The organism is Mycobacterium asiaticum (assembly GCF_001673635.1).
GTDB classification, from domain to species: Bacteria; Actinomycetota; Actinomycetes; order Mycobacteriales; family Mycobacteriaceae; genus Mycobacterium; species Mycobacterium asiaticum_C.
On sequence record NZ_LZMH01000044.1, the window covers coordinates 138,239 to 162,270 of the forward strand.

Below are 24,032 nucleotides of genomic sequence, written 5' to 3' on the forward strand. Positions count from 1 at the left end.
TTCTGTTCTCTTTGCTCGGTCACCGCTGACCCAAATTGTTTCCTGCATTGTAGTGCCTGAGCACTACCGCCCGTGGCAATGCGGATGAATGATATCGGTTATGTCCACAGAGGGTGGCGCAGGTCACGGGTAGGGATTTCCCTCCGCGACGCAACGCCTGTTATTGTCGATAGCCGGTCTCTGGCCGAGCACGCGCCGTTAGCTCAGTTGGTAGAGCAGCTGACTCTTAATCAGCGGGTCCGGGGTTCGAAACCCTGACGGCGCACTTTCTTTCCTCAGGGAGCCGGAAATCAGGCTCGCGGTCCCGCCGGGGACACAATGCGACGAGCGGCTTCGACGACATCGGCCCGCCTGGCCGCGACCACCTCCGGATCGGACGTGCGCGCGTCCGGGTGGGGTGACTGCGCCCAGGCCAGCCCGACGCCCACCAACAGCACCAGCAGGTCCATCGGCCGCCAGGACTTGTCGACGTAACCGGCGGCTTGAGCCGCTTCGACAGCACGAATGTGCCGGGCGGGCATGGAGTCCCATTCGTCGGCCGGGGGCGGGTCAAGGGCCAGCCCCTCCAGGTTGGCCCAGGTGATCATCCGCAGATGCTCGGGCCGTTGCCGCGCCAGATCGTAGATCTCGCCGACGAATTCGGCTACCGCATCGGGCCGCAGCGTCACGGCGGCGAAAAATTCCTCGCCGTCGGCGGCAACCACGCTCCGAAACAACGTCTCCTTGTCCCCGAAATGCGCGTAGAGCCGTTCTTTGCTGGCGCTCGCGGTGCGAGCGATGCGGTCGATCCGAGCGCCGGCCAGCCCGTACTGCGCGAACTCGGAGCGCGCGGCACTCAGGATCGTGTCGCGAAGTTCCGTTGTGGATCGCATCAGGAAATCATACCCATACGAACTAGTTCGTTTGATATGCTGGTCCGCATGGCCCCGCCTTTCCCGCCACCCCGCAAGAAAAATTTCGGAAACCTGCCCATCGACATCGACGCCGTGATGAACCATCCGCGCCGTGTGCAGCGGCTCCGCGGCGCGCTGGAGCGGGTTCACGACGGCATCGCCCCGTTGATCGACATCTATCGGCCCTACCTGCGCGGTTTGGACACGCTGCCGGCGGATGGTCGATTTCTGTTGGTGGGCAACCACACTCAGTTCGTCGGCGGCGAAGTGTTACTGGTTCCGCATTTCGTGCGTCGCGCCATCGGCACCCGGGTCCGGCCGTTGGCGGATCGCAGGTTCGCCCAGCAGCCCGGTTTCGGAAGCGACCTGATGACGGCTTACGGCGGCGTGGTCGGCGATCCGAAGACCGCTCGAGAATTGATGCGGCACAACGAAACAATCCTGGTGTTCCCCGGTGGAGGCCGCGAGATCGCGAAGTACAAGGGCGAGGAATACCACCTGAATTGGCGTGGCCGCTCCGGCTTCGCCCGCATCGCTGTGGAGAACGACTACCCGATCGTCCCGGTCGGCCTGGTCGGCGGCGACGACGTGTACAAGAGCCTGGTCACCCGCGACAGCACCCTGGGCCGGCTCAGCCGGACGATCAGCGCCAGGCTTGGCGGCGAGGCCGACATGGCGATGCCGCTGCTGCGGGGTGTCGGACCCACATTCATTCCGCGACCCCAGCGGATGTATCTCGAGTTCGGTGCGCCGATCGTTACCACGAAGCCCAACGATGTGTCGACGGAGGATTGGGTGGCGTCGGTCAGGGATAGCACGAAGCAGTCACTCGAGGCCATCCTGGCTCACCTGCTTGCCGTGCGCGCCGAGGACCCGTTCCGCAAGCTCAATCCGTTGGCGTGGGCCAGCGCGGCGGCCTGAAGTCCGGGCTCCCCGAGCAGCGGCGGGCTTCGCCGAGCCGAACCTGGCTGCGATTTATAGTGCGGTTTTTCGCAGTGACGTTCGGCTCGCGGGCACAGCGGCGCTCGCGGGCACAGCGGCACCGCGGCACAGCGGCACAGCGGCACAGCGGGCCATAGCGGGCACAGCGGGACGCGCTACGCCGCGCGCGATCCCGACAGCGCCCGTCGCGCCGCAAGGTCAAGCACGTAGCCGATGACGCCGATCACCACGATCACCGCAACCACCTGGCCGTAGGCCAACTGGTCGCGGGCGTTGAGGATTTGATAGCCCAAACCCGAACGCACGCCCAGCATTTCAGCCGGCACCAACACCACCCACGCGATACCCAGGGCTACCCGCAGACCGGTCTGCAGATGCCCGCGGATTGCCGGCAGCACGACCACGGTGAGTCGTTCGATGCGCGTTGCCCCGAACGATTTCGCCACCTGCAGATAGCCCGGATCGATGGCGTGCACGCCGGCGGCCGTGTTGATCAGGATCGGCCAGACCGACGCCGCGGCGATCAGGAAGATGACCGGTTGGTTCCCGATCCCGAACAGCGCCACCGAGATCGGCGCCCAGGACAGCGGTGAGATCATCCGCAAAAACTGCACCACCGGCCGGGTCGCACGATCGGCGGTGTCGTTCAACCCGATCAGCAGCCCGGCGGGAATCCCGATGACGGCGCCGACCAGCAATCCGACCAGCAGTCGCCACAGGCTGACACCGGCATCGGGCAACAGCACACCGCGGTTGTACAGATCGACAAGGGCTTTGGCGACTTTCACCGGCGTCGTCTCGCGCAACAGGGACTGCGAGGGCGCAAGGACCGCGGTGGCCAGCCACCACGCCGCGATCGCCGCTGCGATCGCCACGGCGGGTGGCCACCCGCGCTGCAGCAGCGACCATCGCGCTGCCGGCGCCGGTGGTGTCGAGGTGTCGGGGACGGCCTGCTCGAGAGTCATCGCGGTTGCACCTGTTCGGTTCGGGTCAAATCGGATGGGATGCCGAAGGTTTCGGGACCGCCGTACGCCGCCAACGCGGCCCGCACGAAGGCGTCGTTGACCAGCTCGGCATGTACGGTCGCCGGATCCAGCCGTTCCAGGAACTTGCGGTCGCCGTCGACCACAGTGTCGTGCATGGCCTCCACCAGCCGGCGGGTGAAGCTGGGGAACGGGAACGGCTGGTAGCCCAACCGCTGCGGTTGCCAGTCGGGGTGCAGGAAGCGGTAGTCCTGCGCACGGTAGGTCAGCGCGGTCTTGATGGCGGGTTGCGGTTGCGGAAGGTAGGCGCCCTTCGACAACACCGTCGCGGCCGCCACGCGGTCGGAGTTGATGCGTTGCTGCGCGCCGACAATGGAGTTCACCAGCGAGGCGGCCGCCTGCGGCCGGTGCTCGATGAGGTCTTCGTGGGCGAGCACCACACAGCAGGCATGGTCTCGCCACACGTCGCCGAGGAAGGTGTGGATCCTGCCGATCTTGCGCACCTGTGCCATGGCGTTGAACGGGTCGGCCACCACGTAGCCGCTGATCGAGCGGTTGGCCAACGCCGGCACCATGTCCGAGGGACTCATCACGATCAACTCGACCGTCCGGGCGCTGCGTGATGCGCTGCGGCGCACGACCGGCACCAAGCCATGGGCGCGCAGCAGGTCCTGCAGGATGATGTTGTGGATCGACCACCAGAACGGGATCGCCACCTGGGTTCCGGCCAGCTGGCCGAGATCGGTGATGTCCGGCGCGACGGTCAGCGCTGACCCGTTGGTGTGGTTCCAGCTGAGCACCCGAACGGGACTGCGCAGCAGGAAACGTAACTGGATCGCGGTCGGCATCAGCATGTGCACCGCGTCCACCTGCCGCGTGACGAAGGCTTCGGCCAGCGATGCCCAACTGCGGAACAGCACCGGCTTGGCCGAACTCACCACGCCGTGCTCATAGAGACCGGCCGCGTGCGCGATCAGCAGGGGCGCCGCATCGGTGATGGGCAGATATCCGATGCGGAGTTGCCCACTGGTGTTGGTCCGGTCGATGCTTGCCGCGTGGGCCAGGTCAGCCAGACCCGCCAGCCCGCCCGCCGCGGCCAGCGCGGTAGCTCCGCTGAGTAAGGTCCGCCGCGAAACCGGGGCGCCCGTCACTGCCCCACCAGGCGGTAATGGTCCAGGATCTCCTGCTTGAGCTGTTCGTCGCCCGGTCGCCATTCCCGGCGGATCCTGCCGTCGGGACCCAGCAGCACCACGCGGCCGGCCAGCAACAACGCCTCGTTGACATCATGGGTGACCAGCACCACCGTGACACCGAGCTCGGCGGCGAGGTTGGCCAGCCACCTCTGCAGGTCGCCTCGGATGGCCGGGTCCAGCGCACTGAAGGGCTCGTCGAGCAGCAGCAGTCGCGGCCGGGTGGCGACCGCACGGATGATCGCGACACGCTGTGCCTGGCCCCCGGACAGTTGATCGGGATAACGGTCGGCCACCCGTTCCAGGTCGAATCGCCGCAGCAGTTCTTCGGCGTATTCGCGCTGGAATGATCCTTTGTGGGCGGCGAATCGACCGGCGATGGTCACGTTCTCCCCGGCGGTGAGCCAGGGGAACAGTAGCGGCTGCTGGAAGACCACGCCGGTGTGCGGCCGTGCCACCCCGTTGGCGCTGGACCATTCGACGGTTCCCGACGTCAGTTCCTCCAGGCCCGCGATCACCCGCAGCAGGGTGGACTTGCCGCTGCCGCTGCGCCCCAGAATCGCCAGGAAATCGTCGTCCTCGATGGTCAGGTCGATGTCTGCCAGCGCGTGGCTGTCGGCATCAAAGCGCTTGTGGCCGCCAACGATTCGTACTGTGGCAGCTCCCACGTTCGTGTTCCTCTCCGAGGGGGATCGAATGCCGCCCATTCCCAGGACACGGCACAAAAACAGGCTCCCACCAATTCGATCAGCATGCCGACGTTCACCGACGCGCCGGCGCAGACAACAGCGATAGGCGCGAAGGGGTGCCCGACGGGATCCGGCGATCCGGCTCGGTCACCTATCAACTGACCGCAAACAGCATGCCGGGCAACAGCTTCGGGCGACGCATCGGCATCGCCGCGACGGTGACGCCGCCCCTATCGGACCACCATCGAGCTGCCGATCGAGCAAATGAGATCGCGTTGATCGCAACAGCGGATCGATCATTCCCACTGAGCGACACAGACCTATCGCAGAGTCATGCCCCCAGGTAATTTGCAGAAGGCACACCGTTGTCGAAGGAGCCGCAATGGGGTTCATCCAGCCCAACCTGCCCGTCGTCGACGTTCCGGAGTGGAGCAAACTGCCGCGCGCCCAGCGCGTGGTGCCGATGATGCGCCACATCGCCCAGAACGGCTTCGGCACACCGCTGGTGATGCATGTGATGTACGGCGTCAAGATCGTGCTCTACATCCTGGGCATCTGGCTGTTCGCGTGGTCCACCTCGGGCATCGAGGGTTTCACCAATGTCGGGGCGTGGTGGACCGAACCGATCGTGTACCAGAAGGCCGTGCTGTTCACCATGCTGTTCGAGGTCGTCGGGCTCGGATGCTGCTTCGGGCCTCTCGCGGGCCGGTACTTCCCACCGATGGGGTCGATCCTGTACTGGCTGCGGCCCGGCACCATCCGGCTGCCGCCCTGGCCGGGTCGGATACCCCTGACCAGGGGCACCGACCGCTCCCCCGTCGACGCGCTGCTCTATGGCGCACTGGTGGTGTTGCTCGCTGTCGCGCTGGTGTCCGACGGCTCCGGCCCAATCCCGGTTCTGGACACCGCGATCGGCGTGCTGCCGCGATGGCAGACCGTCGCGATCCTCGGGGTGCTGGCGGTGTTGAGCCTGCGCGACAAGGTGATCTTCCTGGCGGCTCGCGGCGAGGTCTATGCGCCGCTGGCGCTGGCGTTCCTGTTCGCGGGAGCCGACATCGTCGTGGCGGCGAAACTGGTGTGCATGGCGATCTGGCTGGGCGCCGCGACCTCCAAGCTCACCCGGCACTTTCCATTCGTGATCTCGACCATGCTGGCGAACAACCCGTTCCTCCCGTCGGGATTTCTCAAGACGTCATTGTTCAAGCGATACCCGGACGACCTGCGGCCCGGTGCATGGTCGGGCTTCATCGCGCACTTTTCCACCGCAATCGAAGGGCTGGTGCCGCTGGCGCTGCTCTTCTCGCACGGCGGCTGGCCGACAACCATCGCCGCGCTGGTGATGATCGTGTTCCACCTGAACATCCTGCTGGCTTTCCCGATGGGGGTGCCCCTGGAATGGAACGTGTTCATGATCTTCAGCGTGCTGTGGCTGTTCGTGGCGCACGCGCCGTTGGGGCTTTCCAGCGTGACCAACCCGGTGCCGGTGGCCGTACTGTTCGCGGTCCTGGCCACCACCGTCGTCTTGGGAAACCTGTTCCCACACCAGATTTCTTTCCTGCCGGGAATGCGGTACTACGCCGGCAACTGGGACACCACGCTGTGGTGCGTGAAGCCGTCGGCCGACGAGAAGATCCGCGTCGGCGCCCGCGCCCTGGGTCCCATGCAACACCTGCAGCTCGAGCGGTTGTACAAGAGCAAAGAGGACACGTTGGTCCCGATTCATCTCGCGTACGCCTTCCGCGGGATGAACACCCATGGGCGCGCGCTGTTCACCCTGGCGCATCGGGCGATGGCCGGCTATGACGAGGACGATTACAACCTCTGCGAAGGCGAGATGCTGTGCGCGATGGCGGTCGGGTGGAACTTCGGCGACGGGCATATGCACAACGAATGCCTCATCGAGGCGCTGCAGCAGCGGTGTGGGTTCGAGCCCGGCGAGGTGCGGGTGGTGATCCTCGACGCGCAACCCATCCATGTCCAGCGGCAGGAGTACCGGTTGGTCGACGCGGCGACCGGCGAATTCGAGCGGGGCTACGTCGAGGTCGACGACATGGTCAGGACCCAACCGTGGAGTGACGATCTCCCGGTGCACATCATTAGCGGTACTACCAGCGGCTCGCCGGGGCGGAAAGGGCAGCCCGCATGACGACCGCGCTGATCACGGGCGCCTCGACCGGCCTGGGTCGCGAACTGGCCGACCTGTTCGCGGCCGACGGTATCGACGTCGTCGTCGTGTCCAGCGAGCGCAGCGCCGCCCAGCTTGCCGCCGTGGCCGAGGAATTGCGGACCCGCCACAGTGTGCGCGCCCACCCGATCACGATGGACCTGGCGCAGCCGGGCGCGGGCGCCGAACTCGTCGCTCGGGTCGACGAACTCGGCGTCGACGTCGAATACCTGGTCAACAATGCCGGCGTCGGGATCCTGGGCCTGAAGATCCAGGAGTCCGACCCGGTTGCCGTCTCCAAGATGGTGCAACTGAATGTGGTGACCCTGACCGACCTGACGACGCTGTATGCCGCGCGGATGGTCGAGGCCGGCCGCGGAGCGATCCTCAACATCAGCTCGATCGCCGCCTACGTCATCCCGCACGGGCTGGAGGCGGGCTATTCGGCCAGTAAGGCCTACGTCCGCAGTTTCTCCGAGGCGGTGGCCTCCGACTTACACGGAACAGGAGTCACCTGTACCCACCTCGCCGCGGGTCCCACCCGCACCGAGTTCGCGCAGACCGCCGGTGTCGGGGACTGGTCGCGGCTCGACCGCTTCATCATGGATGCTGCGCCGGTGGCGGCCGCGGGCTACGCCGCGATGCGGGCGGGCCGGGTCATGGTGATGCCCGGGCTGGGCAACAAGGTGATGCGGGCGGCGGCGCCGCTGTCACCCTCGCGGCGGCTCAAAGCGCTGGTCTCGGGCTATTTCGTGGCGCGCCACTAAGTCAACCGCCGAGCGTGAACCTGGCTTCACGGTCGCGAAGAGAGAGGCAGGGTCAGCGCTTCCTGATCCGGTAGACGATCACGACGACAGTTGCCACACCAACGCCGGTCAACGACACCGTGACGATCGGTTTGTTCAGGAACTCGATCACCTTGGCCTTGACGTCATCGGCCAGGCGGCGAGGATTGGCCCGCTCAGCAAGCGAGTCGACGGTCGCCGCCAGCTGCTCGCGGGCTTGGTCGATCTCCTGCTTGATGGTGTCGGGATCGCGGTCCGCCACGTGTCTGTCCTCCAAGTCAGGCTGGTGCACTGACGAACTACCCTAGATCAGCCGGTGCGGGTCCCAACGCTCCGGTGAACAGAAAGGACCCTCCACGTTGAGCGAGACCACCCGCCTGGCCCCCGGAGACAAGGCCCCCGCATTCACCCTGCCTGACGCCGACGGCAACAAGGTGTCGCTCGCCGGCTACAAGGGACGTCATGTCGTCGTCTACTTCTATCCCGCGGCCTCGACACCGGGCTGCACCAAGCAGGCCTGCGCGTTCCGGGACAACCTGAGCGAACTCAACGACGCCGGGATCGACGTCGTCGGCATTTCGCCCGACAAACCGGAGAAGCTTGCCAAGTTCCGCGACGCCGAGGGGCTGACGTTCCCCCTGCTGTCCGATCCCGAGCGCAAGGTCCTCACCGCCTACGGCGCCTACGGCGAGAAGCTGATGTACGGCAAGAAGGTCACCGGGGTTATCCGGTCGACGTTCGTGGTCGACGACAAGGGCAAGGTCGCGGCGGCGAACTACAACGTCAAAGCCGCAAGTACCGCCTCGAGTATCGAAAAGATCATCAAGCAGGTGGGCGCCGCCTAGCCCATGGGCCCGGCCGGGAAGAAAAAGTGGACTACAGTCCGTTAAGGGAGGCATGGCTACCTCTGAGCGCGTGATCGAACTCCTACGGCGCAATGTCCGGGACGTCTTCGGCGAAGCGGACCCGGCCCGCCGACGCGCCGCCGTCGAAGAGCTCTACACCGACGACGCCGTGCTCTACGTCCCGGACGACGTCCTGGTCGGCCACGACGCCGTGGACGGGTTCGCCGGGGCATTGCGGGCCAGCCACCCGGACTTCGTCTACACCCATCGCGGAGAACCCCAGGCGCTGCACAACGGCGGGATCTTCGCCTGGGGTTCGGGCCCCGAAGGTGAGCCGCCGGCCTACACCGGCCTCGACGTCATCGTCGTCCGCGATGACAAGATCGCGGTCCTGTACGTCTACCTCAATCCGACGCTGTCGTAGCCAGATTCGCCAGCAACAGCGCCTCGGTGATCGCGGCGCGTTCCAGCACCCCCAGGTGCAGACTCTCGTTGATGCTGTGCGCCTGGGTGTTTGGGTCCTCGACCCCGGTCACCAGAATCTTGGCTTGCGGAAAGGCTTCGGCGAACTCGGCGATGAACGGGATCGACCCGCCCATGCCCATGTCGATGGCGTCGACGCCCCAGGCCTGCCGGAACGCCGCGCGGGCCGCGTCATAGATTGGGCCGCTGGCGTCGATGGCGTAGGGCTGACCGATCTCGCCGCGGATGACTTCGACCCGGGCACCCCAGGGCGCGTGTTGCCGGAGATGCGCCTCGACCGCGGCCAGATGCGCCACCGCGTCACCACCCGGGGCCACCCGAATGCTGATCTTCGCGCGGGCCCGCGGGATCAACGTATTCGACGCAGCCGCAACCGAAGTGGTGTCGATACCGATCACCGTAATCGCCGGTTTCGCCCACAACCGCTGCGGCACCGAGCCGGAACCGATCTCACGCACGCCGTCCAGCAGACCCGAGTCCGCGCGAACCCGCCCGGGCGGGTATTCCACCGCGGCGGCGGTGCTTTCGTGCAGACCCTCGACCGCCACGTTGCCGTCGTCGTCGTGCAAACTGGCCAGCAGCCGCACCAGCACGCTCAGCGCATCGGGCACCACGCCGCCCCACAGGCCGGAGTGCAATCCGTGATCGAGAGTGGCGACCTCCACCACGCAGTCGGCCATCCCCCGCAACGACACCGTCAGAGCCGGTATCTCGGTGCTCCAGTTGTCGGAGTCGGCGATCACGATCACGTCGGCGCTCAGGGCGTCCCGGTGAGCGGCCAGCAGCCGGCCCAGCGACGGCGAACCGGATTCCTCCTCGCCCTCGACGAAGACCGTCACACCTACCGGTGGCCTTCCGCCGTGTGCCCGAAATGCGGCCAGATGTGTTGCGATGCCTGCCTTGTCATCGGCGCTGCCGCGACCGTACAGGCGTCCGTCACGCTCGGTCGGCTCGAAAGGCGGCGACGTCCAGTGAGCGCGGTCGCCTTCGGGCTGCACGTCGTGGTGGGCATATAACAGCACGGTGGGCGCTCCCGGCGGCGCCGGATACCGCGCGATGACCGCCGGAGCACCACCCTCACTGACGACGCGGACGTCGTCAAACCCCGCCTGGGACAACAGGTCCACCACCGCTTGCGCGCTGCGGTGCACCTCGTCGCGCCACGCCGGATCGGCCCATACCGACTCGATGCGAACCAGGTCCTCGAGGTCGCGCCGCACCGAGGGCAGCACCTCGCGCACCCGCTCAACCAGATCAGTCACGCCTGAAAGGCTAGCTATGCTGCCCGTAATGGCGACCGACGGCCCTGACCCCACTCCCGATCCGACTGCGCCGCTCTGGCGGGCGGCGCAACTGTTCCGGCTGCTGAGCTGCCTGTACGCGCTGGGCTTCCAGATCGCGATCAACTCCGACCTGCATCACCCCCTGCTGGCCTGGCTGTTGTTCGCGGTGCTGATCGCCTGGAGCGTGCTCTGCGCGATCGCCTACCTGCGCGGTTTCGGCAGACGTCCGGCGTGGGTGGTCGCCGAACTGGTGGTGGTGGTGTTGTTGATGCTGTCCACCGAGGTGGTGGCATCGGGACAGTGGGCGCACAACAACCAGACCTGGCCGACGACGTTGTGGGCCAGCAACGCGACCATCTCGGCGGCCCTGCAGTTCGGCCCGACCGGCGGCATGCTGACGGGTCTGGCCGTGACGGCCACCAGCGAAGCCGTCAAGGGCTACTTCAACGTCAACCTCGGACGCAACGCGACCATCATCGTCGAGCTGGCGGTGGGGTTGGCGGTGGGACTGGCGGCCCGTACCGCGCGGCGCGCCCACGACGAGCTACAGCGAGCCGCCCGGCTGACGGCCGCGGTGGAAGAACGCGAGCGATTGTCCCGCCAGGTGCACGACGGCGTCATTCAGGTGCTGGCGCTGGTCTCTAAACGGGGACACGAAATCGGCGGTGCCGCAGCAGAACTCGCCAAGCTCGCCGGCGAACAGGAGCGGGCCCTGCGCAGCTGGGTCACCTCGACCGAGATGGAGAGCGACACCGCGGCGGACACAACCGTCGACCTGCGCGCGCTGTTGCGCCGCAGGGAGGCCGACGGTGTCTCGATGAGCCTGCCGGGCACCCCGGTGCCGATGGACAATGATCTGGCCGGCGAGTTGGACGCCGCGGTGGGTAATGCCCTGGATAACGTGCGCGCGCACGCGGGTCCGGACGCCCGGGCGTTTGTGCTGCTGGAAGACCTGGGCTCGTCGGTTGCGGTCAGCATCCGCGACGACGGCGTGGGAATCGGCCCCGGCCGGCTCGAGGAAGCGGTCAGTCAGGGACACGTCGGCATCTCGAAGTCAATTGTGGGACGGTTGAAGTCGTTGGGGGGCAGCGCGGAACTGCACACCGACGTGGGAGAGGGAACCGAATGGGAGTTGATCGTGCCGCGCCGGAGCGCTAACCATGACTGAGCAAGCCGGTCCCTCGGTAATGGTCGTTGATGACCATCCTATTTGGCGCGACGCGGTAGCCCGTGATCTTGCCGACGACGGGTTCAACGTGGTGGCTACCGCCGAGGGCGTGGCGGCGGCGCGGCGTCGCGCCGCTGTGGTGAAACCGGATGTGGTGGTGATGGACATGCGCCTGAGTGACGGGGACGGGGTGCAGGCAACCAGAGAGGTGCTCGAGGTGTCACCGTCGACCCGGGTGCTGGTGCTGTCAGCGTCCGACGAACGCGACGACGTGCTCGAGGCGGTCAAGGCGGGCGCGACCGGATATCTGGTCAAGAGTGCATCCAAGGCCGAACTGGCTGAGGCGGTAAGGGCCACCGCGGCCGGACGAGCCGTCTTCACCCCCAGCCTGGCGGGGTTGGTGCTGGGCGAGTACCGGCGCATCGCGCAGAGCCCGAGCGCGGACAAGGTCGCCCCCAGCCTCACCGAGCGGGAGACCGAGGTCTTGCGTTTCGTCGCAAAAGGCATGTCCGCCAAGCAGATTGCCGAGAGACTGTCGCTGAGCCACCGGACGGTGGAAAACCACGTGCAGGCGACCTTCCGCAAGCTACAGGTCGCCAACCGGGTGGAGTTGACCCGATACGCCATCGAGCACGGGCTCGACCAATAGCCGGAGTTGGGTAGTCCTACTCATCCGATTCGCGGCATTCCGCGGCAGGGTGGGTGACCATGACCGAATCGCATCAGGCTGACCGTGCTGTGCTCAGCCGGCTCACACAGGAATTCGACGCCCTGGCCCGGCAGATGTCCCGGGTGTCCGGGGAGCTCAGCCAATTGGACCGGCTGATCGCCAGCTCCGCCCCACCAGCCGCGCAGCCCACACCCCCACCGACACCCACTGCGGCGCCGGCCTACGCGCCTCCCCAGCAACAGCAGCCCGCACCCTATTGGCAGAATTACTGGCAGTACTGGACTCCCGCGGCCGCAGCGCCGCGCCCGCCCCGACCGCCACGTCAGCACGCTCCGGCGCCGGCCCCGGAGAAGGCCCCAGCACCGGCGCCGACCCCAGCGCCGGTGGCCCCCGAAACACCCTCAGGGCAAGCCGAATCCGGCTGGATCGGCAAGTTGCTTGCGGTCGCCGGCGTGGCGGTGACGCTGATCGGCGTGGTGCTGTTGCTTGTGTTGGCCGCCCAGGCCGGCCTGCTGCGACCGGAGATTCGAGTAGCCGGTGGTGGCGCGCTGGCGATCGCGCTGGTCGCGGTGTCCGCCCGGTTGCGGACACGGCCCGGCGGCCGCATCGGTGCGATCGCGCTGGCTGCCACCGGTATCGCGACGGCCTACCTGGATGTCATCGCCGTCGTCACCATTTACAAGTGGGTGCCGGCACCGGCCGGTCTGGTGTTGGCCGCGGTCGTCGGCGGCGCGGGCCTGGCGCTGGCGCGGCGTTGGGACTCCGAACAGCTGGCGCTGCTGGTGCTGATACCGCTGATCGGGCTGGCCCCGGCGCTCACCCGCGGCGTGGACTTGCTGCTGGTCAGTTTCATGCTGGCCCTCTCGGCGGCCGCACTGCCGGTCCAACTGGGCAAGGACTGGATGTGGATGCATGCCGCCCGGGTTGCGGCGCCCACGCTGCCGCTGCTGCTCGCGCTGATGGCCATCAGCCGCCACGACAGCGCGTCGCTGATCGGCGGCGCCTGCGCGGTGGCCGCACTGCTGGCCGTCGCGAGCGGCTTGGTCCTGCTGCCGTCCAGCTCGAACCCGGCGGCGCTGGCGCTGATCACCACCGCAGGCACCTTGCCCGTGCTGGCCAGCGCGATCGCCGTCGACCGCGCGCTGGCGGCGGTCGTGGCCGCCGCCCTGGCGATCGCGATGCTTGCCGTCGCATTGATCGGCAACCACCCTCGCATCGTCGTCCAGACGTGGTCGGTCTGGTCTGCCATCTCCGCGCTGATCGCCGTCACGGTCGCCTTCGCCGGTTACATCGAGGCCCCGGTGCTGCTGGCGCTGGCCGTCGTCATCGCCGTTGCCGGTCGTCGCGACGCGGTAGCACGTTGGAGCGCTGCGGGTTTCGGCGTCATCGGCACCGGCCTGTTCTATAGTTACGTGCCGCTGCGGGTGCTGGTGCGCCCCACGGCGATCCCCACGCCCATCGCGGTGGCCACCTTGGCGGCGAGTCTGCTCGTGATTACCTTCGCCGTCGTCATGACACGGGCTTGCATTGCCACCAAGCGGGATTCGGATATCAACGGTCTGCTGATCGCGGCGGTCTCCGCCGTGGTTGTCTACGCCGTCACCGCATTTACCGTGACCGCCGGGGTGCTTGTCGGCGGCACCGATGGCGGATTCCTGGCCGGTCACATGGCGGCCACCATCTGCTGGATCGGCGGAGCGGCCGCGCTTTTCGTCTACGCACTGCGCCTGCACGACTCCGACCGCCGGACCGAGCCGATCACCGCGGGTCTGGCGCTTACCGGTGCGGCCACGGCCAAGCTGTTCCTGTTCGACCTGGCCACGCTGGACGGCATCTTCCGGGTGGCGGCGTTCATCATCGTCGGACTGGTGCTGCTGGGCATGGGAGCCGGCTACGCGCGCAGCCTCGCGCGGATGTAGAGGGCGCGAGCAGACGCAAAAGCCCCTGACACGCGGAGCGTGCGGGGGCTTTTGCGTCTGCTCGCGGGACCCAGCGGGACCAGCGGGACCCAGCGGGACCCAGCGGGACCCAGCGGGACCTAGCTGGTTTCCAGGATCGCCACCGCCGCCGCCGTATCGGCTTCGTGGGTCAGCGAGACGTGGATCGTCACATCGGCCAGGTGCTTGGCGATCTCACCGCTCAACCGCACCCGCGGTCTGCCCCACATGTCGGTGACCACTTCGATGTCGCGGTGGATGTCTTCCGGCAGCACCGGCCGCTGCGCGAACCGGGAACCCGACCACGCCTTGATCACCGCTTCCTTCGCCGCCCAGCGGGCCGCCAGGTGACGCGCCGCCGACGAACTCTTGTCGGATGCGTCGCGGCGCTCGCCGGGGGTGAACGTCTCGGCGAACACCGTCCCGGGCTGGTCTACCTGCTCGGCGAAGTGCGGAATGGAGACAAGGTCAATCCCGATCCCGACGATGCCCATGGCTGGCCAGGTTAACGGATGGGCCGAATCATTCGGACACCTGGCTCGCGCCATAGATCGAGCCGTCGCCGAGCCGGGCGGCCGGATCCAGCAGCATCGAGGCCTCCTGCGGCTTTTCCGGGAGGTCGTGGTCGAAGCGACGGTCCGGCGGCCGCTGGTACATCGGCTCGCCCCCGGCGATGGCCGAGGCCAGGCGACGCTGCCCGGCCAGCAGTCGAGCATTGGCACGCCGCTGGTAGTCGGCACGCTGCCCAGGCTCCAGCGAGGCGATGAACGCCTGCGGGTGCACCAACGCGACCAGACCCGACACGTGGCCGAACCCGAGGCTGGTCAGCATGCCGGCCTTGAGCGGGAATTTCCCGCCCAGGCGCAACGTGTCACGCACCCAGACGAAGTGCGCGGCACCGGCCAGTTCGTCGTCGACACAGTCCAGGCTGCGGTTGGGCGGGATCACCCCGTCGCGCAGCATCTGGCACAGCCCCATCATCTGGAAGACCGCCGCGCCGCCCTTGGCGTGACCGGTCAGGCTCTTCTGCGACACCACGAACAGCGGAGCGCCCACCGACCGGCCCATCGAGTCGGCGAGCCGCTCGTGCAGCTCCGTCTCGTTCGGGTCGTTGGCCAGCGTCGACGTGTCGTGCTTGGAGACCACGGCCACGTCGTCGGCGCTCACACCCAGCTTGGCCAGCGCACGCACCAGCGCGGAGTCCTTACCGCCGCGGCCCGCGCCCAGCGCACCCAGACCGGGCGCCGGGATCGAGGTGTGTACGCCGTCACCGAAGGACTGGGCGTAGGCCACCACTGCCAGCACCGGCAGACCCATCCTCAGCGCAAGATCGCCACGGGCCAACAGGATCGTGCCGCCGCCCTGGGCTTCCACGAAGCCCAGCCGCCGCCGGTCGTTGGGGCGGGAGAACTTCGAATCATGGATGCCGCGGCCGCGCATCATGCCGGTGTCGGCGGTGGCCGCCATGTCGCCGAAGCCGATGATGGCCTCCAGCGTCAGGTCGTCCAGCCCGCCGGCTACCACCAGCTCGGCCTTGCCCAACCGGATCTTGTCGACGCCCTCCTCGACCGAGACCGCGGCGGTCGCGCATGCCGCCACCGGATGGATCATCGAGCCGTAGCTACCCACATAGGACTGAATCACGTGTGCGGCAACCACATTCGGCAGAACTTCCTGCAGGATGTCGTTCGGCTTGTTCCGGCCCAGCAGGTTGCCGTGGTACATGGTCTGCATCGAGGTCATGCCGCCCATCCCGGTGCCCTGTGTGCTGGCCACCAAGCTCGGGTGTACGTACCGCATCACCTCGGCCGGGCTGAAGCCCGCGGACAGGAACGCGTCGACGGTCGCGACAATGTTCCACAGCGCGACCCGGTCGATCGAGGTCGCCATGTCGGGACTGATGCCCCACACCGTCGGGTCGAACCCGGTCGGGATCTGTGCGCCCACAACGCGGGACAGCTTGGTCTTGCGCGGAACCCGGATTTCGGTGCCGGCTTTGCGGGTCACCTGCCAGTCGCTCGAGTCCGGTACCGGCCGCACGACGGTGTGCTCCGGGTCGAATTCGACGAACGCGCGGGCGTCGGCCTCCGACGACACCACGAAGCTGAAGTCCTTGTCCAAGAACACCGACACCAGCAACGGGGACGCGTGGTCGGGATCGATCGCGCCGTCGTCGACGAACTCGCGGATGCCGGTGCGTTCCAGGACCGCGTCGTGGTAGCGCTCCACCAGTTCCGCCTCATCGACCAGATCACCGGAAGACGTGTCATACCAACCAGGTTGCGGGTCATCCTCCCAGCGGATCAGGCCGGTGGTCCAGGCCAGCTCGAGCACACCGGCGGCCGAGAGTTCGTTCTCGACCTCCATCTCGAAGCGAGTGCGCGACGAGCCGTAAGGGCCGATCTCGGCGCCGCCGACGATTACCACCAGGTCGGCAGGGTCGACGTCGAGGTCGTCCCATTCCGGCGGCGGTGCCGGGGTGTAGCCGCGCGGCGGCGACGGCAACGCGGCGATGGTGCCGTCGGCCGCCTCGTCGTCCCCGCTGCCGGCCTCGGCCGACATCTCTTCGCGGGCCTTGGCGGCCAGCTCGGCCATGTCGAGCTGCGCCTCGGCCAGACCGCCGGTGAGGTCTGCCTTGATCGGCGAACTGGCCGCGGCGACCTTGGATTCCACGTCGCACAGGTTGAGCAGCATCGACGCCATCTCGTCGGTCGAGTAGGTGGTGACGCCGGCCTCTTCGACGGCCGTGACGATGGCGTCGTTGTGGCCCATCAGCCCGGTGCCGCGCGTCCAACCGATCAGCGCGTGCGCCAAACTGACCCGTTCGGCCCACGAGGATTCGGCGTGCCAACGGCTGACCACGGCGTCCAGCGCCGACTTCGCCTCGCCGTAAGCCCCGTCCCCACCGAACATGCCGCGGTTGGGCGAGCCGGGCAGCACCACGTGCAGCCGGGACGCGATGTCGCGTTCGGCGCCGATCTTGGACAGCCCGCTGATCAGCCGCTGCACGGCCCACAGCAGAACCTTCATCTCCATCTCGGCGCGAGCGCCCACCTCGGACAGATCGCCCACCACCCGCGGTGCCGCGAACGGGAACAGCAGTGTGGGGGTCTGCGCATCCTTGATGTGAATCGACTGCGGCCCAAGGCTTTCGATCTGCTCGGTGCCGATCCATTCGACCAGACCGTCGATGTCGGAGTAGGACGCCATGTTGGCCGCGACCACCCACAGCGCCGCGCCGAACCGGGCGTGGTCGCGATACAGGTTGCGGTAGAAGGCAAGTCGCTCTTCGTCCAGCTTCGAGGTGGTGGCGATGACGGTGGCGCCGCCGTCGAGCAGTTTGGCGGCCACCGAAGCGGCGATCGAACCCTTGGAGGCGCCGGTCACCACTGCTACCTCGTTGCGGTACGGGCCGGGATTCGGGTTTTCGGCACCGGCGGCGATCCGGCCGTACAGCGAGGCGTGGATCTGCCGGCCCGCGGCCAATGACTTGCCCTGCCACCAGGTGGCCTGATTGGCGACCATGTGGCCGGCGCCCTCGAAGCGCTCGGACAACCGCACCCAGTCGGCGTCGATGTCACCCTCGTCGGTCAACCACAGCTTGACCAGGTCCTCGCGGGCGCTGGCCCAGCGGTCGTCGAAGACGACGGCCTTCTTGGCATCGAACGTCGACGCCACCAGACGTGGCCAGTCCGCACCCAATTCGGCCGTGACGAGGTCGATCAGCTCGGCGTCGGTGGCTCCAGGCGACGCACTGACGGGCTCGTCGAGCCCGAGCTGGCCCAGCACCAGCCGGGCCGCCGAAGCCAGCACGCCGTCGCGCCCGGTGATCTGGTCGGTGAATTCGCTCAGTGCGGCCGCGTCGACCGTGGCGCCGCCACCACCGCCGGCCGACGGCAGCGACACGGCGATACCGCGACGGGCGGCCACCGCGGTCACCGCGGCGTCGATGACCTTGTCCACCGATGCGGCGTCGGCCAGTGCGCCCTCGTGCAGGTGGCCCATGGCTCCGCCGCGCACGCTGGTCCCTTCCCGGGTGCCCAGCGCGACCTCGACGGTGACGTGCTTGGCCCACCCCTCGCCCAGTTCCCAGGTCTTGGTGACCCGCTCGGCGATGGCGCCGGGACGCTTACCCGACGGCCCGAGGACCGTGCGCAACTGGTCGTTGATCGCATCGGAAAGCACTGGGCCGAAAGGCTTGTAGGTGCGGGCGAGCTTGGTCACCTGCGCCCGCAGTCCGGCCAGGTCGGCCTCGGCGGCCCCGTCGATGGCGCCGAGGTTCAGTTCGGAGCCCAGGTCGACGAGCAACTGGTTGCGTCGCGACGACGCGCCGTCGGTGATGGACTCGATGGAGTCCAGCTCCTCGATCTGGTCGATGCGCATCTTGGCCGAAATCGCGATCAAGGCCAATGTTGCGTCGGCAGCGTCGAAGCCGATGTCCTCGGGGCGGGGAGCACCGGACGGCGCGGCCGGCGCCGGCGCGGCCTCCGGCGTTGCCCCAACCTCGGGCGCCGCAGCGGATTCCGCTACTTCTTCGGCGGGCTCGTCTTCGGGCTCCGGGTCGGTGTCGGTGGCGAACAGCACCGCGGCGTCGCGCTCGGCGTTGAGTACTTCGATTGTGCTGTGGGCGTACTCGGGCAGTTTGAGGGTGTTGGTGGCCAGACCCGCGACGGTCGGCGAGGTCTTCACACCGATCTCGACGAACCGCTCCACACCCAGGCCGCCGGCGGCTTCCTCGGTGAACAGCAGATCCTGCGTCTCGATCCAGCGGACCGGGCTGGCGAACTGCCAGGCCAGCAACTCGATCAGCACCTTGCGGGCCAGGTCACGCGGCCGCTCGTTGAGCCAGGTGTCGTAGTCGGCGAGGATCTCGTCGAGCGGCTCGGCGGGCACCAGGTCCCGGATCTCCTGGATGAAGTCGCGGTCGAGTGTGAACGGCCTCGGCACCAGGTTGGGGATGTAACGCCCGAGGATCACTTCGGGGTCCTTGTCGCGCGGCATCAGCCGCTCCAGCGAGCGGCGGAACTCGTTCACCCCGACCCGGAGCACCCGGGAGTGGAACGGCACGTCGATGCCCGGCACCAGAATGAAAGACCGCTTGCCGCCGCTGAGTTCGCGGCGCCGCTCGACCTCGGCCTCCAGCGCTTCGAGTCCGCGCACGGTGCCGGCGATCGCGTACTGCGAGCCGCGCAGGTTGAAGTTCACGATCTCGAGGAACTCACCGGTACTCGCCGCGATGCCCGCGACGAAGTCGGTGACCTCCTCGTCCGGCAGATCGATCTGCGAGGGCCGGATAGCGGCCAACCGGTAGTTGGAGCGTCCCAGCTCGTCGCGCGGAACGATGTCGTGCATCTTCGAACCGCGGTGGAACACCGCCTCCAGCAGCGCGTCGAGCTCGAAAACACCGCTGACACAAGCCAGGGCGGTGTATTCACCGACCGAGTGACCGCAGGTGATCGCGCCTTCGACGAACGCGCCCTGCTCGCGCATCTCGGCGACCTGCGCGGCCGCCACCGTGGCCATCGCCACCTGGGTGAACTGCGTGAGGAATAGCACGCCGTCGGGATGGTGGTAGTGCACACCGCTGGCGATGATGCTGGTCGGGTTGTCCCGGACCACGTGCAGCACTGAGAAGCCCAGCGTGTCACGGGTGAATCGGTCCGCCTCGTCCCAGACCTTGCGGGCAGCCTTGGACCGGGCGCGCACGTCCATGCCCATGCCCTTGTGCTGGATGCCCTGCCCCGGGAAGGCGTAGACGGTCTTCGGGGCGGCCAGCCGTGCGCTCGCCGACATGACCAGGTCCGAACCGATCCGGGCGCTGACCTCCAATACCTCTGCGCCCTGGTCGATTCCGACCCGCTCCACACGGAAGTCCACCTCGTCGCCGGGACGAACCATGCCCAGGAATCGCGCGGTCCACCCGACCAGCCGGGCCGGGGGCCGGGCCTGTCCGTCGGTGGCGGTGACCGCGTGTTGCGCGGCGGCCGAGAGCCACATGCCGTGCACGATGGGCGATTCCAGGCCGGCGAGCAGCGCTGCGGCCTTGTCGGTGTGGATCGGGTTGTGGTCGCCCGACACGACGGCGAACGGGCGCATGTCGACCGGTGCACCGATCGTGACGTCGCGGCGGCGCCGCCGCGGGGTGTCGGTGGCGTTTTCCGAGACCGCTCCCCCGGCCCGGGCCGGGTCGGCGAGTTCGGCCGGGCCCGTGCGGCCCAGGATCGCAAACCGCTCCTGCATGGTCGCGATGGTCGCGCCGTCGCTTCCGGTGACCGTGACCAGCACCGGCACCACCCGGCCCATGTCGGTGTCGGTGGCCGCCGAAGCCGTTGCGGTGATTGTCAATTGGGCGGGGACGGTGGGCAGCCGGTCGGCCAGCCGGACCGCGTGGTCCAGATGCACCAGGCTGAGCAGTCCCTCCACCACGGGCACGCCGGTGTCGGTCGTCGCGGCACCGATCGCGGCGAACACGGCGGGCCAGCACAAACCCACCAGCGCGTCGGGCACGGTGGTGAGGCTGGGCGCCAGGGGCTCACCGAACGTGGCCGTGACCCCGGTGTGGTCGGCGACCCGTTCGGGGTCCCAGTCGACCGTCACCGTGGCGGCGCCGTCGCGGACCTCGGGCAGCGACTCGGGCCCGTCGGCACCAGCGGCTATCGCCAGCACCGAACGCATTGCGGCGGTGGCGTCCTCGGTGGACACCACCGGAATGCCGCCGTCGACGGTGTTGGCGGGCAACCGCAACACGATGTCGATCCAGGTGCCCGAGATCGGCACGCTGAGCACGACGCTGGACCCCTCCGGATTGACCTGTAGCCGGGATCCGGTGGAAGTGTGTGTGGCGGTTCGGTTTTCGTGAACCTGCCAGTCGCCCGGCTCGGCGATCCGGTGCACCGGGTTGGTGGTGGTACGTCCCGCCCACAACACGTCGGGCGCGTCGAGGACGACGGCGAGCGGGCCCCGGACGTCCGGGCGGCCCAGTCGGCGCGACGTCACCTCCTGGGGTTCGGCGCCAGGCACCCCGACCAACTCGTCGATAGCGGCCTGCTCGAACCGGTCCAGCAGTTCACCGACCGGTTCGTCCAGCCGGGTGATACCGGCCACCGCCGCCGGGCCGGGGATGATGCATACCTGGTCGGCGTCGTAGCGGGCGTCGTGCGCCTGCCACAGCGAGTCGCTGCGCCACCAGCGGCGGACGTCCTTGTCGATCACCGGCACGAAATTGACCGGCTTGCCCAGCGTCTTGCAGAGGGTGACGAAGAACGGCACATCCGCGGGATGCAGCTGAACGGTTTCGGCGTCCGGGTAACGCTCGAGCAGAGTGGCGATGGCCTGTTCGGGATTCTCCAACTGCGCGGGGTCGGCGAAGAGGGTTTCGATAGGGCCGAAATCCTTTGGGTGCAAACGCGCTTCGGTGCGCTTGAGCATCTCCTCGAACCGGTCGCGCCAGGTGTCGGCCAGCCACGGGCTGCCCGGGGCCGCGGTGTCGGCGGTGGAATCGCCGTCGCCGATGGCCAACTCGACGTAGCGACGCAGCCATTGCAGGTAGGTCATCTCCGCGACGTCGCCGAAGTAGGGCTTGGCGGTCTTGGCCATCGCGGCGATGATCTCGTCGCGTCGCGCGGCGACGGCATCCGCGTCACCGGCGACCTCGTCGAGCAGCTGCCCGCACCGCGAGGCGCTGTTGTCGATCTCGTGGATGTCGGCGCCGAGCTGGCTGCGGCTGGAAGCCATGCCGCCCTGGGCTTTTCCGGCACTGATCCATTGGTCGGTGCCCTGGGTTTCGACCAGCATCCGCTTGACCGACGGTGAGGTGGTCGCCTCCAGCGTCGCCATCGCCGCGGTGCCGACCAGAATGCCGTCGATCGGCATCAGCGGGAAACCGTATTCCTGCGCCCAGCGACCGGACAGGTACTCGGCGGCCCGCTCCGGGGTGCCGATGCCGCCGCCGACGCAGACGGTGATGTTCGAGCGCGACCGCAGCTCGGAGTAGGTCGCCAGCAACAGGTCGTCGAGGTCTTCCCACGAGTGGTGTCCGCCGGCCCGGCCGCCTTCGACGTGCATGATCACCGGCTTGGTGGGCACCTCGGTGGCGATGCGGATCACCGATCGGATCTGCTCGATGGTTCCGGGTTTGAACACGACGTGGCTGATGCCGATGTCGTTGAGCTCTTCGATCAGCTCGACGGCTTCCTCCAGGTCCGGGATGCCGGCACTGACGACGACGCCGTCGATCGCCGCGCCGGACTGGCGGGCCTTCTGCACCAGGCGCTTGCCGCCCAGTTGCAGCTTCCACAAATAGGGGTCGAGGAACAGCGCGTTGAACTGGTAGGTGCGACCGGGCTCGAGCAGTCCGGACAGTTCCTCGATGCGGTTGGCGAAGATCTCTTCGGTGACCTGACCGCCACCGGCCAGCTCGGCCCAGTGCCCCGCGTTGGCGGCCGCGGCGACGATCTTCGCGTCCACCGTGGTCGGCGTCATCCCGGCCAGCAGGATCGGTGACCGGCCGGTGAGCCGGGTGAATTTGGTCGACAGCTTGACCCTGCCGTCGGGAAGGCAGACCACCGTCGGGGCGTAGCTCGACCAGGCGCGGGCCACCTCCGGGGTGGCTCCGACGGTGAACAAATTGCGCTGACCGCCACGGGTGGCCGCGGGCACGATGCCAATCCCCAGACCGCGGATGACCGGCGCGGTGAGTCGGGTCAGGATGTCGCCGGGACCGAGGTCGAGGATCCACCGGGCTCCAGCGTCGTTCACCCGGGTGATCTCGTTGACCCAATCGACCTTCTCGACCAGGATCGCGTTGGCCAGCTCCCGCGCCAGCGCGACATCGAGGCCAACCTTCTCCGCCCAGCCACCGACGATGTCGATGCCGTCGGCCAGTCGGGGGGTGTGGAAGCCGACCTCGACCTTCACCGGATCGAAGATGGGCGCGAACACGTCGCCGCCACGGACCTTGTTCTTGCGGTCGGCTTCTTCCTTCTCCGAGATCTGGTTGCAGTAGAGCTCGAAGCGGGACAACTGTTCGGGCGTCCCGGTGATGACCACCGATCGGCGGCCGTTGCGGATGGACAGCACCGGCGGCAGCACCGTCCGCACATCCTGTGCGAACTCGTCGAGCAGTTGGCCGATGCGCTCCGGGTCCGCGTTGGTCACCGACACCATCGGCGGGCGGTCACCGAGCACCGAGATACCGCGCCGACGGGCCACCAGCGTGCCGGCGGCGCCGATGAGCTGGGCCATCGCCAGCAGCTCGACGTCGCGCGTTCCGGACGCCTGCAGCGCCTCGACAGCCAGCACGCCCGCCGAGTGTCCCGCCAGGGCCACCGGCGGCGTCTGGATCAGGTCCATGCCCTGTCGGGCCAGCGCACGGATGGCCGCCAGTTGGGTGAGCAGCACGCCCGGTATCGAGACGGCTGACGACGTCAGGTGCTTGTCGGAGGGAACGGCGTCCTCGGCGGCGAGCGCACGTACCCATTGGAGCGGTTCGAAACCAATCGGACGAACCACGACGAGTTCGTTGGCGACCGGCTCCAGCAGCAGCTCGACCTCGCCGACGAGCGTAGCCAGCTCCGATTCGATCCCCGCCCCCGATACCAGCTCTTCGAGGGTTTCCAGCCAGGCGCCGCCTTGGCCGCCGAAGGCGACGGCATACGGTTCGCCTGCCGTCAGGCGATCCACCAGGGCACGAGCGTTGGACGAGCCACTGTCATCATGGTCTGCGGACACCCGGTCGTGCTCGTGGATCGTCACTTCGTTCTCTCCCTATATGCGTCTTTTGCGTCGCGGGCCCGTTCAGCGGTTGTGGACCCCTTCCCCCGCGCGGGCCTGTTGACTTCGGGCGATTCCGCGTCGAATCACGGCCGATGGTCATCTGACCGGTGCGTTGAACGGGCGGCCGGCACGTCGTCGAGCGGCGCCATACATGCACCAAGTCCCAATAAGAGTGTCATAAGGATCTATACGGATTCTTGGCGTCGCTTGGTTACTGGCGAGTTCT

Annotated in this window: 16 protein-coding genes and 1 tRNA gene; 9 read left to right on the forward strand and 8 right to left on the reverse strand. The window is 67.8% G+C overall.

Features of this window, described 5'->3' with window-relative positions:
- The first annotated feature begins 192 nt into the window (after nt 1-192).
- Nucleotides 193-265, forward strand: a tRNA-Lys gene (locus A5645_RS13485).
- Nucleotides 266-290: 25 nt separating this feature from the next.
- On the opposite strand, the gene A5645_RS13490 is transcribed toward A5645_RS13485, so the two are convergent.
- Nucleotides 291-872: a TetR/AcrR family transcriptional regulator gene (locus A5645_RS13490; RefSeq protein ID WP_065035508.1), complete on the reverse strand. Its 582-nt coding sequence runs from the start codon at nt 870-872 to the stop codon at nt 291-293.
- 48 nt (nt 873-920) lie between these two features.
- Here A5645_RS13490 and A5645_RS13495 point away from each other — a divergent pair, with 48 nt between their 5' ends.
- Nucleotides 921-1,814, forward strand: coding sequence for a lysophospholipid acyltransferase family protein (locus A5645_RS13495; RefSeq protein ID WP_065129890.1), 894 nt, complete (start codon nt 921-923; stop codon nt 1,812-1,814).
- 176 nt (nt 1,815-1,990) lie between these two features.
- On the opposite strand, the gene A5645_RS13500 is transcribed toward A5645_RS13495, so the two are convergent.
- From A5645_RS13500 to A5645_RS13510, 3 genes are read right to left on the reverse strand one after another with little or no spacing between them, the layout of a single operon-like run.
- A complete protein-coding gene (locus A5645_RS13500) occupies nt 1,991-2,800 on the reverse strand; it encodes an ABC transporter permease (RefSeq protein ID WP_065129851.1) in 810 nt (269 codons plus the stop codon).
- Entirely contained in the window at nt 2,797-3,969 is a 1,173-nt protein-coding gene (locus A5645_RS13505) for an ABC transporter substrate-binding protein (protein ID WP_065129852.1), read from the reverse strand. The genes A5645_RS13500 and A5645_RS13505 overlap by 4 nt, the downstream gene beginning before the upstream one ends.
- The gene (locus A5645_RS13510; RefSeq protein WP_065129853.1) at nt 3,966-4,676 is read right to left on the reverse strand and encodes an ABC transporter ATP-binding protein; all 711 of its coding nucleotides are present in this window, start codon (nt 4,674-4,676) and stop codon (nt 3,966-3,968) included. Before A5645_RS13510 ends, A5645_RS13505 begins: the two co-directional genes overlap by 4 nt.
- 403 nt (nt 4,677-5,079) lie before the next feature.
- Between A5645_RS13510 and A5645_RS13515 the strand changes: the two genes are divergently transcribed.
- Both A5645_RS13515 and A5645_RS13520 read left to right on the forward strand, forming a co-directional pair.
- Nucleotides 5,080-6,843 (forward strand): DUF3556 domain-containing protein, encoded by a 1,764-nt coding sequence (locus A5645_RS13515; RefSeq protein ID WP_065129854.1) that lies wholly within the window; start codon nt 5,080-5,082, stop codon nt 6,841-6,843.
- Nucleotides 6,840-7,628 (forward strand): SDR family NAD(P)-dependent oxidoreductase, encoded by a 789-nt coding sequence (locus A5645_RS13520; protein WP_065129855.1) that lies wholly within the window; start codon nt 6,840-6,842, stop codon nt 7,626-7,628. The genes A5645_RS13515 and A5645_RS13520 overlap by 4 nt, the downstream gene beginning before the upstream one ends.
- A 52-nt stretch (nt 7,629-7,680) precedes the next feature.
- Here the strand turns inward: A5645_RS13520 and A5645_RS13525 are convergent, their stop codons facing one another.
- Nucleotides 7,681-7,908: a DUF3618 domain-containing protein gene (locus A5645_RS13525; protein WP_036358274.1), complete on the reverse strand. Its 228-nt coding sequence runs from the start codon at nt 7,906-7,908 to the stop codon at nt 7,681-7,683.
- 97 nt (nt 7,909-8,005) lie between these two features.
- Between A5645_RS13525 and bcp the strand changes: the two genes are divergently transcribed.
- Together bcp and A5645_RS13535 are read left to right on the forward strand one after the other, a co-directional pair.
- Nucleotides 8,006-8,491 carry a thioredoxin-dependent thiol peroxidase gene (gene bcp, locus A5645_RS13530; RefSeq protein WP_065129856.1) on the forward strand — a complete coding sequence of 162 codons (486 nt, stop codon included), beginning with the start codon at nt 8,006-8,008 and terminating at the stop codon, nt 8,489-8,491.
- 52 nt (nt 8,492-8,543) lie between these two features.
- Entirely contained in the window at nt 8,544-8,915 is a 372-nt protein-coding gene (locus A5645_RS13535) for a nuclear transport factor 2 family protein (RefSeq protein WP_065035501.1), read from the forward strand.
- Here the strand turns inward: A5645_RS13535 and A5645_RS13540 are convergent.
- Entirely contained in the window at nt 8,896-10,266 is a 1,371-nt protein-coding gene (locus tag A5645_RS13540) for a dipeptidase (protein ID WP_436405497.1), read from the reverse strand. The two genes, A5645_RS13535 and A5645_RS13540, sit on opposite strands and share 20 nt — an antisense overlap.
- On the opposite strand from A5645_RS13540, the gene macS reads away from it, so the two are divergent.
- Genes macS through A5645_RS13555 form a run of 3 tightly spaced genes read left to right on the forward strand, consistent with a single transcriptional unit; the run spans nt 10,253 to nt 14,014 of the window.
- A complete protein-coding gene (gene macS, locus A5645_RS13545) occupies nt 10,253-11,425 on the forward strand; it encodes a MacS family sensor histidine kinase (protein ID WP_065129858.1) in 1,173 nt (390 codons plus the stop codon). The genes A5645_RS13540 and macS overlap by 14 nt on opposite strands.
- Nucleotides 11,418-12,074: a response regulator gene (locus A5645_RS13550; RefSeq protein ID WP_065129859.1), complete on the forward strand. Its 657-nt coding sequence runs from the start codon at nt 11,418-11,420 to the stop codon at nt 12,072-12,074. The genes macS and A5645_RS13550 overlap by 8 nt, the downstream gene beginning before the upstream one ends.
- Before the next feature lie 59 nt (nt 12,075-12,133).
- Complete coding sequence (locus A5645_RS13555) at nt 12,134-14,014, forward strand: DUF2339 domain-containing protein (protein ID WP_065129860.1); 1,881 nt, start codon at nt 12,134-12,136, stop codon at nt 14,012-14,014.
- Between the two features lie 119 nt (nt 14,015-14,133).
- Here A5645_RS13555 and acpS read toward each other — a convergent pair whose 3' ends face one another.
- On the reverse strand, nt 14,134-14,526 hold the full coding sequence (gene acpS / locus A5645_RS13560; RefSeq protein WP_065035497.1) for a holo-ACP synthase AcpS: 393 nt from the start codon (nt 14,524-14,526) through the stop codon (nt 14,134-14,136).
- A gap of 28 nt (nt 14,527-14,554) precedes the next feature.
- The gene (locus A5645_RS13565) at nt 14,555-23,785 is read right to left on the reverse strand and encodes a type I polyketide synthase (RefSeq protein ID WP_065129861.1); all 9,231 of its coding nucleotides are present in this window, start codon (nt 23,783-23,785) and stop codon (nt 14,555-14,557) included.
- Between the last annotated feature and the right edge of the window lie 247 nt (nt 23,786-24,032).

What these genes read in the sequence shown, in the direction of transcription:
- macS (WP_065129858.1), top strand. Translation starts at nt 10,253, where the DNA reads ATGCTGCCCGTAATGGCGACCGACGGCCCTGACCCCACTCCCGATCCG.
- A5645_RS13555 (WP_065129860.1), top strand. Translation starts at nt 12,134, where the DNA reads ATGACCGAATCGCATCAGGCTGACCGTGCTGTGCTCAGCCGGCTCACA.
- A5645_RS13550 (WP_065129859.1), top strand. Translation starts at nt 11,418, where the DNA reads ATGACTGAGCAAGCCGGTCCCTCGGTAATGGTCGTTGATGACCATCCT.
- A5645_RS13535 (WP_065035501.1), top strand. Translation starts at nt 8,544, where the DNA reads ATGGCTACCTCTGAGCGCGTGATCGAACTCCTACGGCGCAATGTCCGG.
- acpS (WP_065035497.1), bottom strand. Translation starts at nt 14,526, where the DNA reads ATGGGCATCGTCGGGATCGGGATTGACCTTGTCTCCATTCCGCACTTC.
- A5645_RS13515 (WP_065129854.1), top strand. Translation starts at nt 5,080, where the DNA reads ATGGGGTTCATCCAGCCCAACCTGCCCGTCGTCGACGTTCCGGAGTGG.
- A5645_RS13490 (WP_065035508.1), bottom strand. Translation starts at nt 872, where the DNA reads ATGCGATCCACAACGGAACTTCGCGACACGATCCTGAGTGCCGCGCGC.
- A5645_RS13520 (WP_065129855.1), top strand. Translation starts at nt 6,840, where the DNA reads ATGACGACCGCGCTGATCACGGGCGCCTCGACCGGCCTGGGTCGCGAA.
- A5645_RS13500 (WP_065129851.1), bottom strand. Translation starts at nt 2,800, where the DNA reads ATGACTCTCGAGCAGGCCGTCCCCGACACCTCGACACCACCGGCGCCG.
- A5645_RS13495 (WP_065129890.1), top strand. Translation starts at nt 921, where the DNA reads ATGGCCCCGCCTTTCCCGCCACCCCGCAAGAAAAATTTCGGAAACCTG.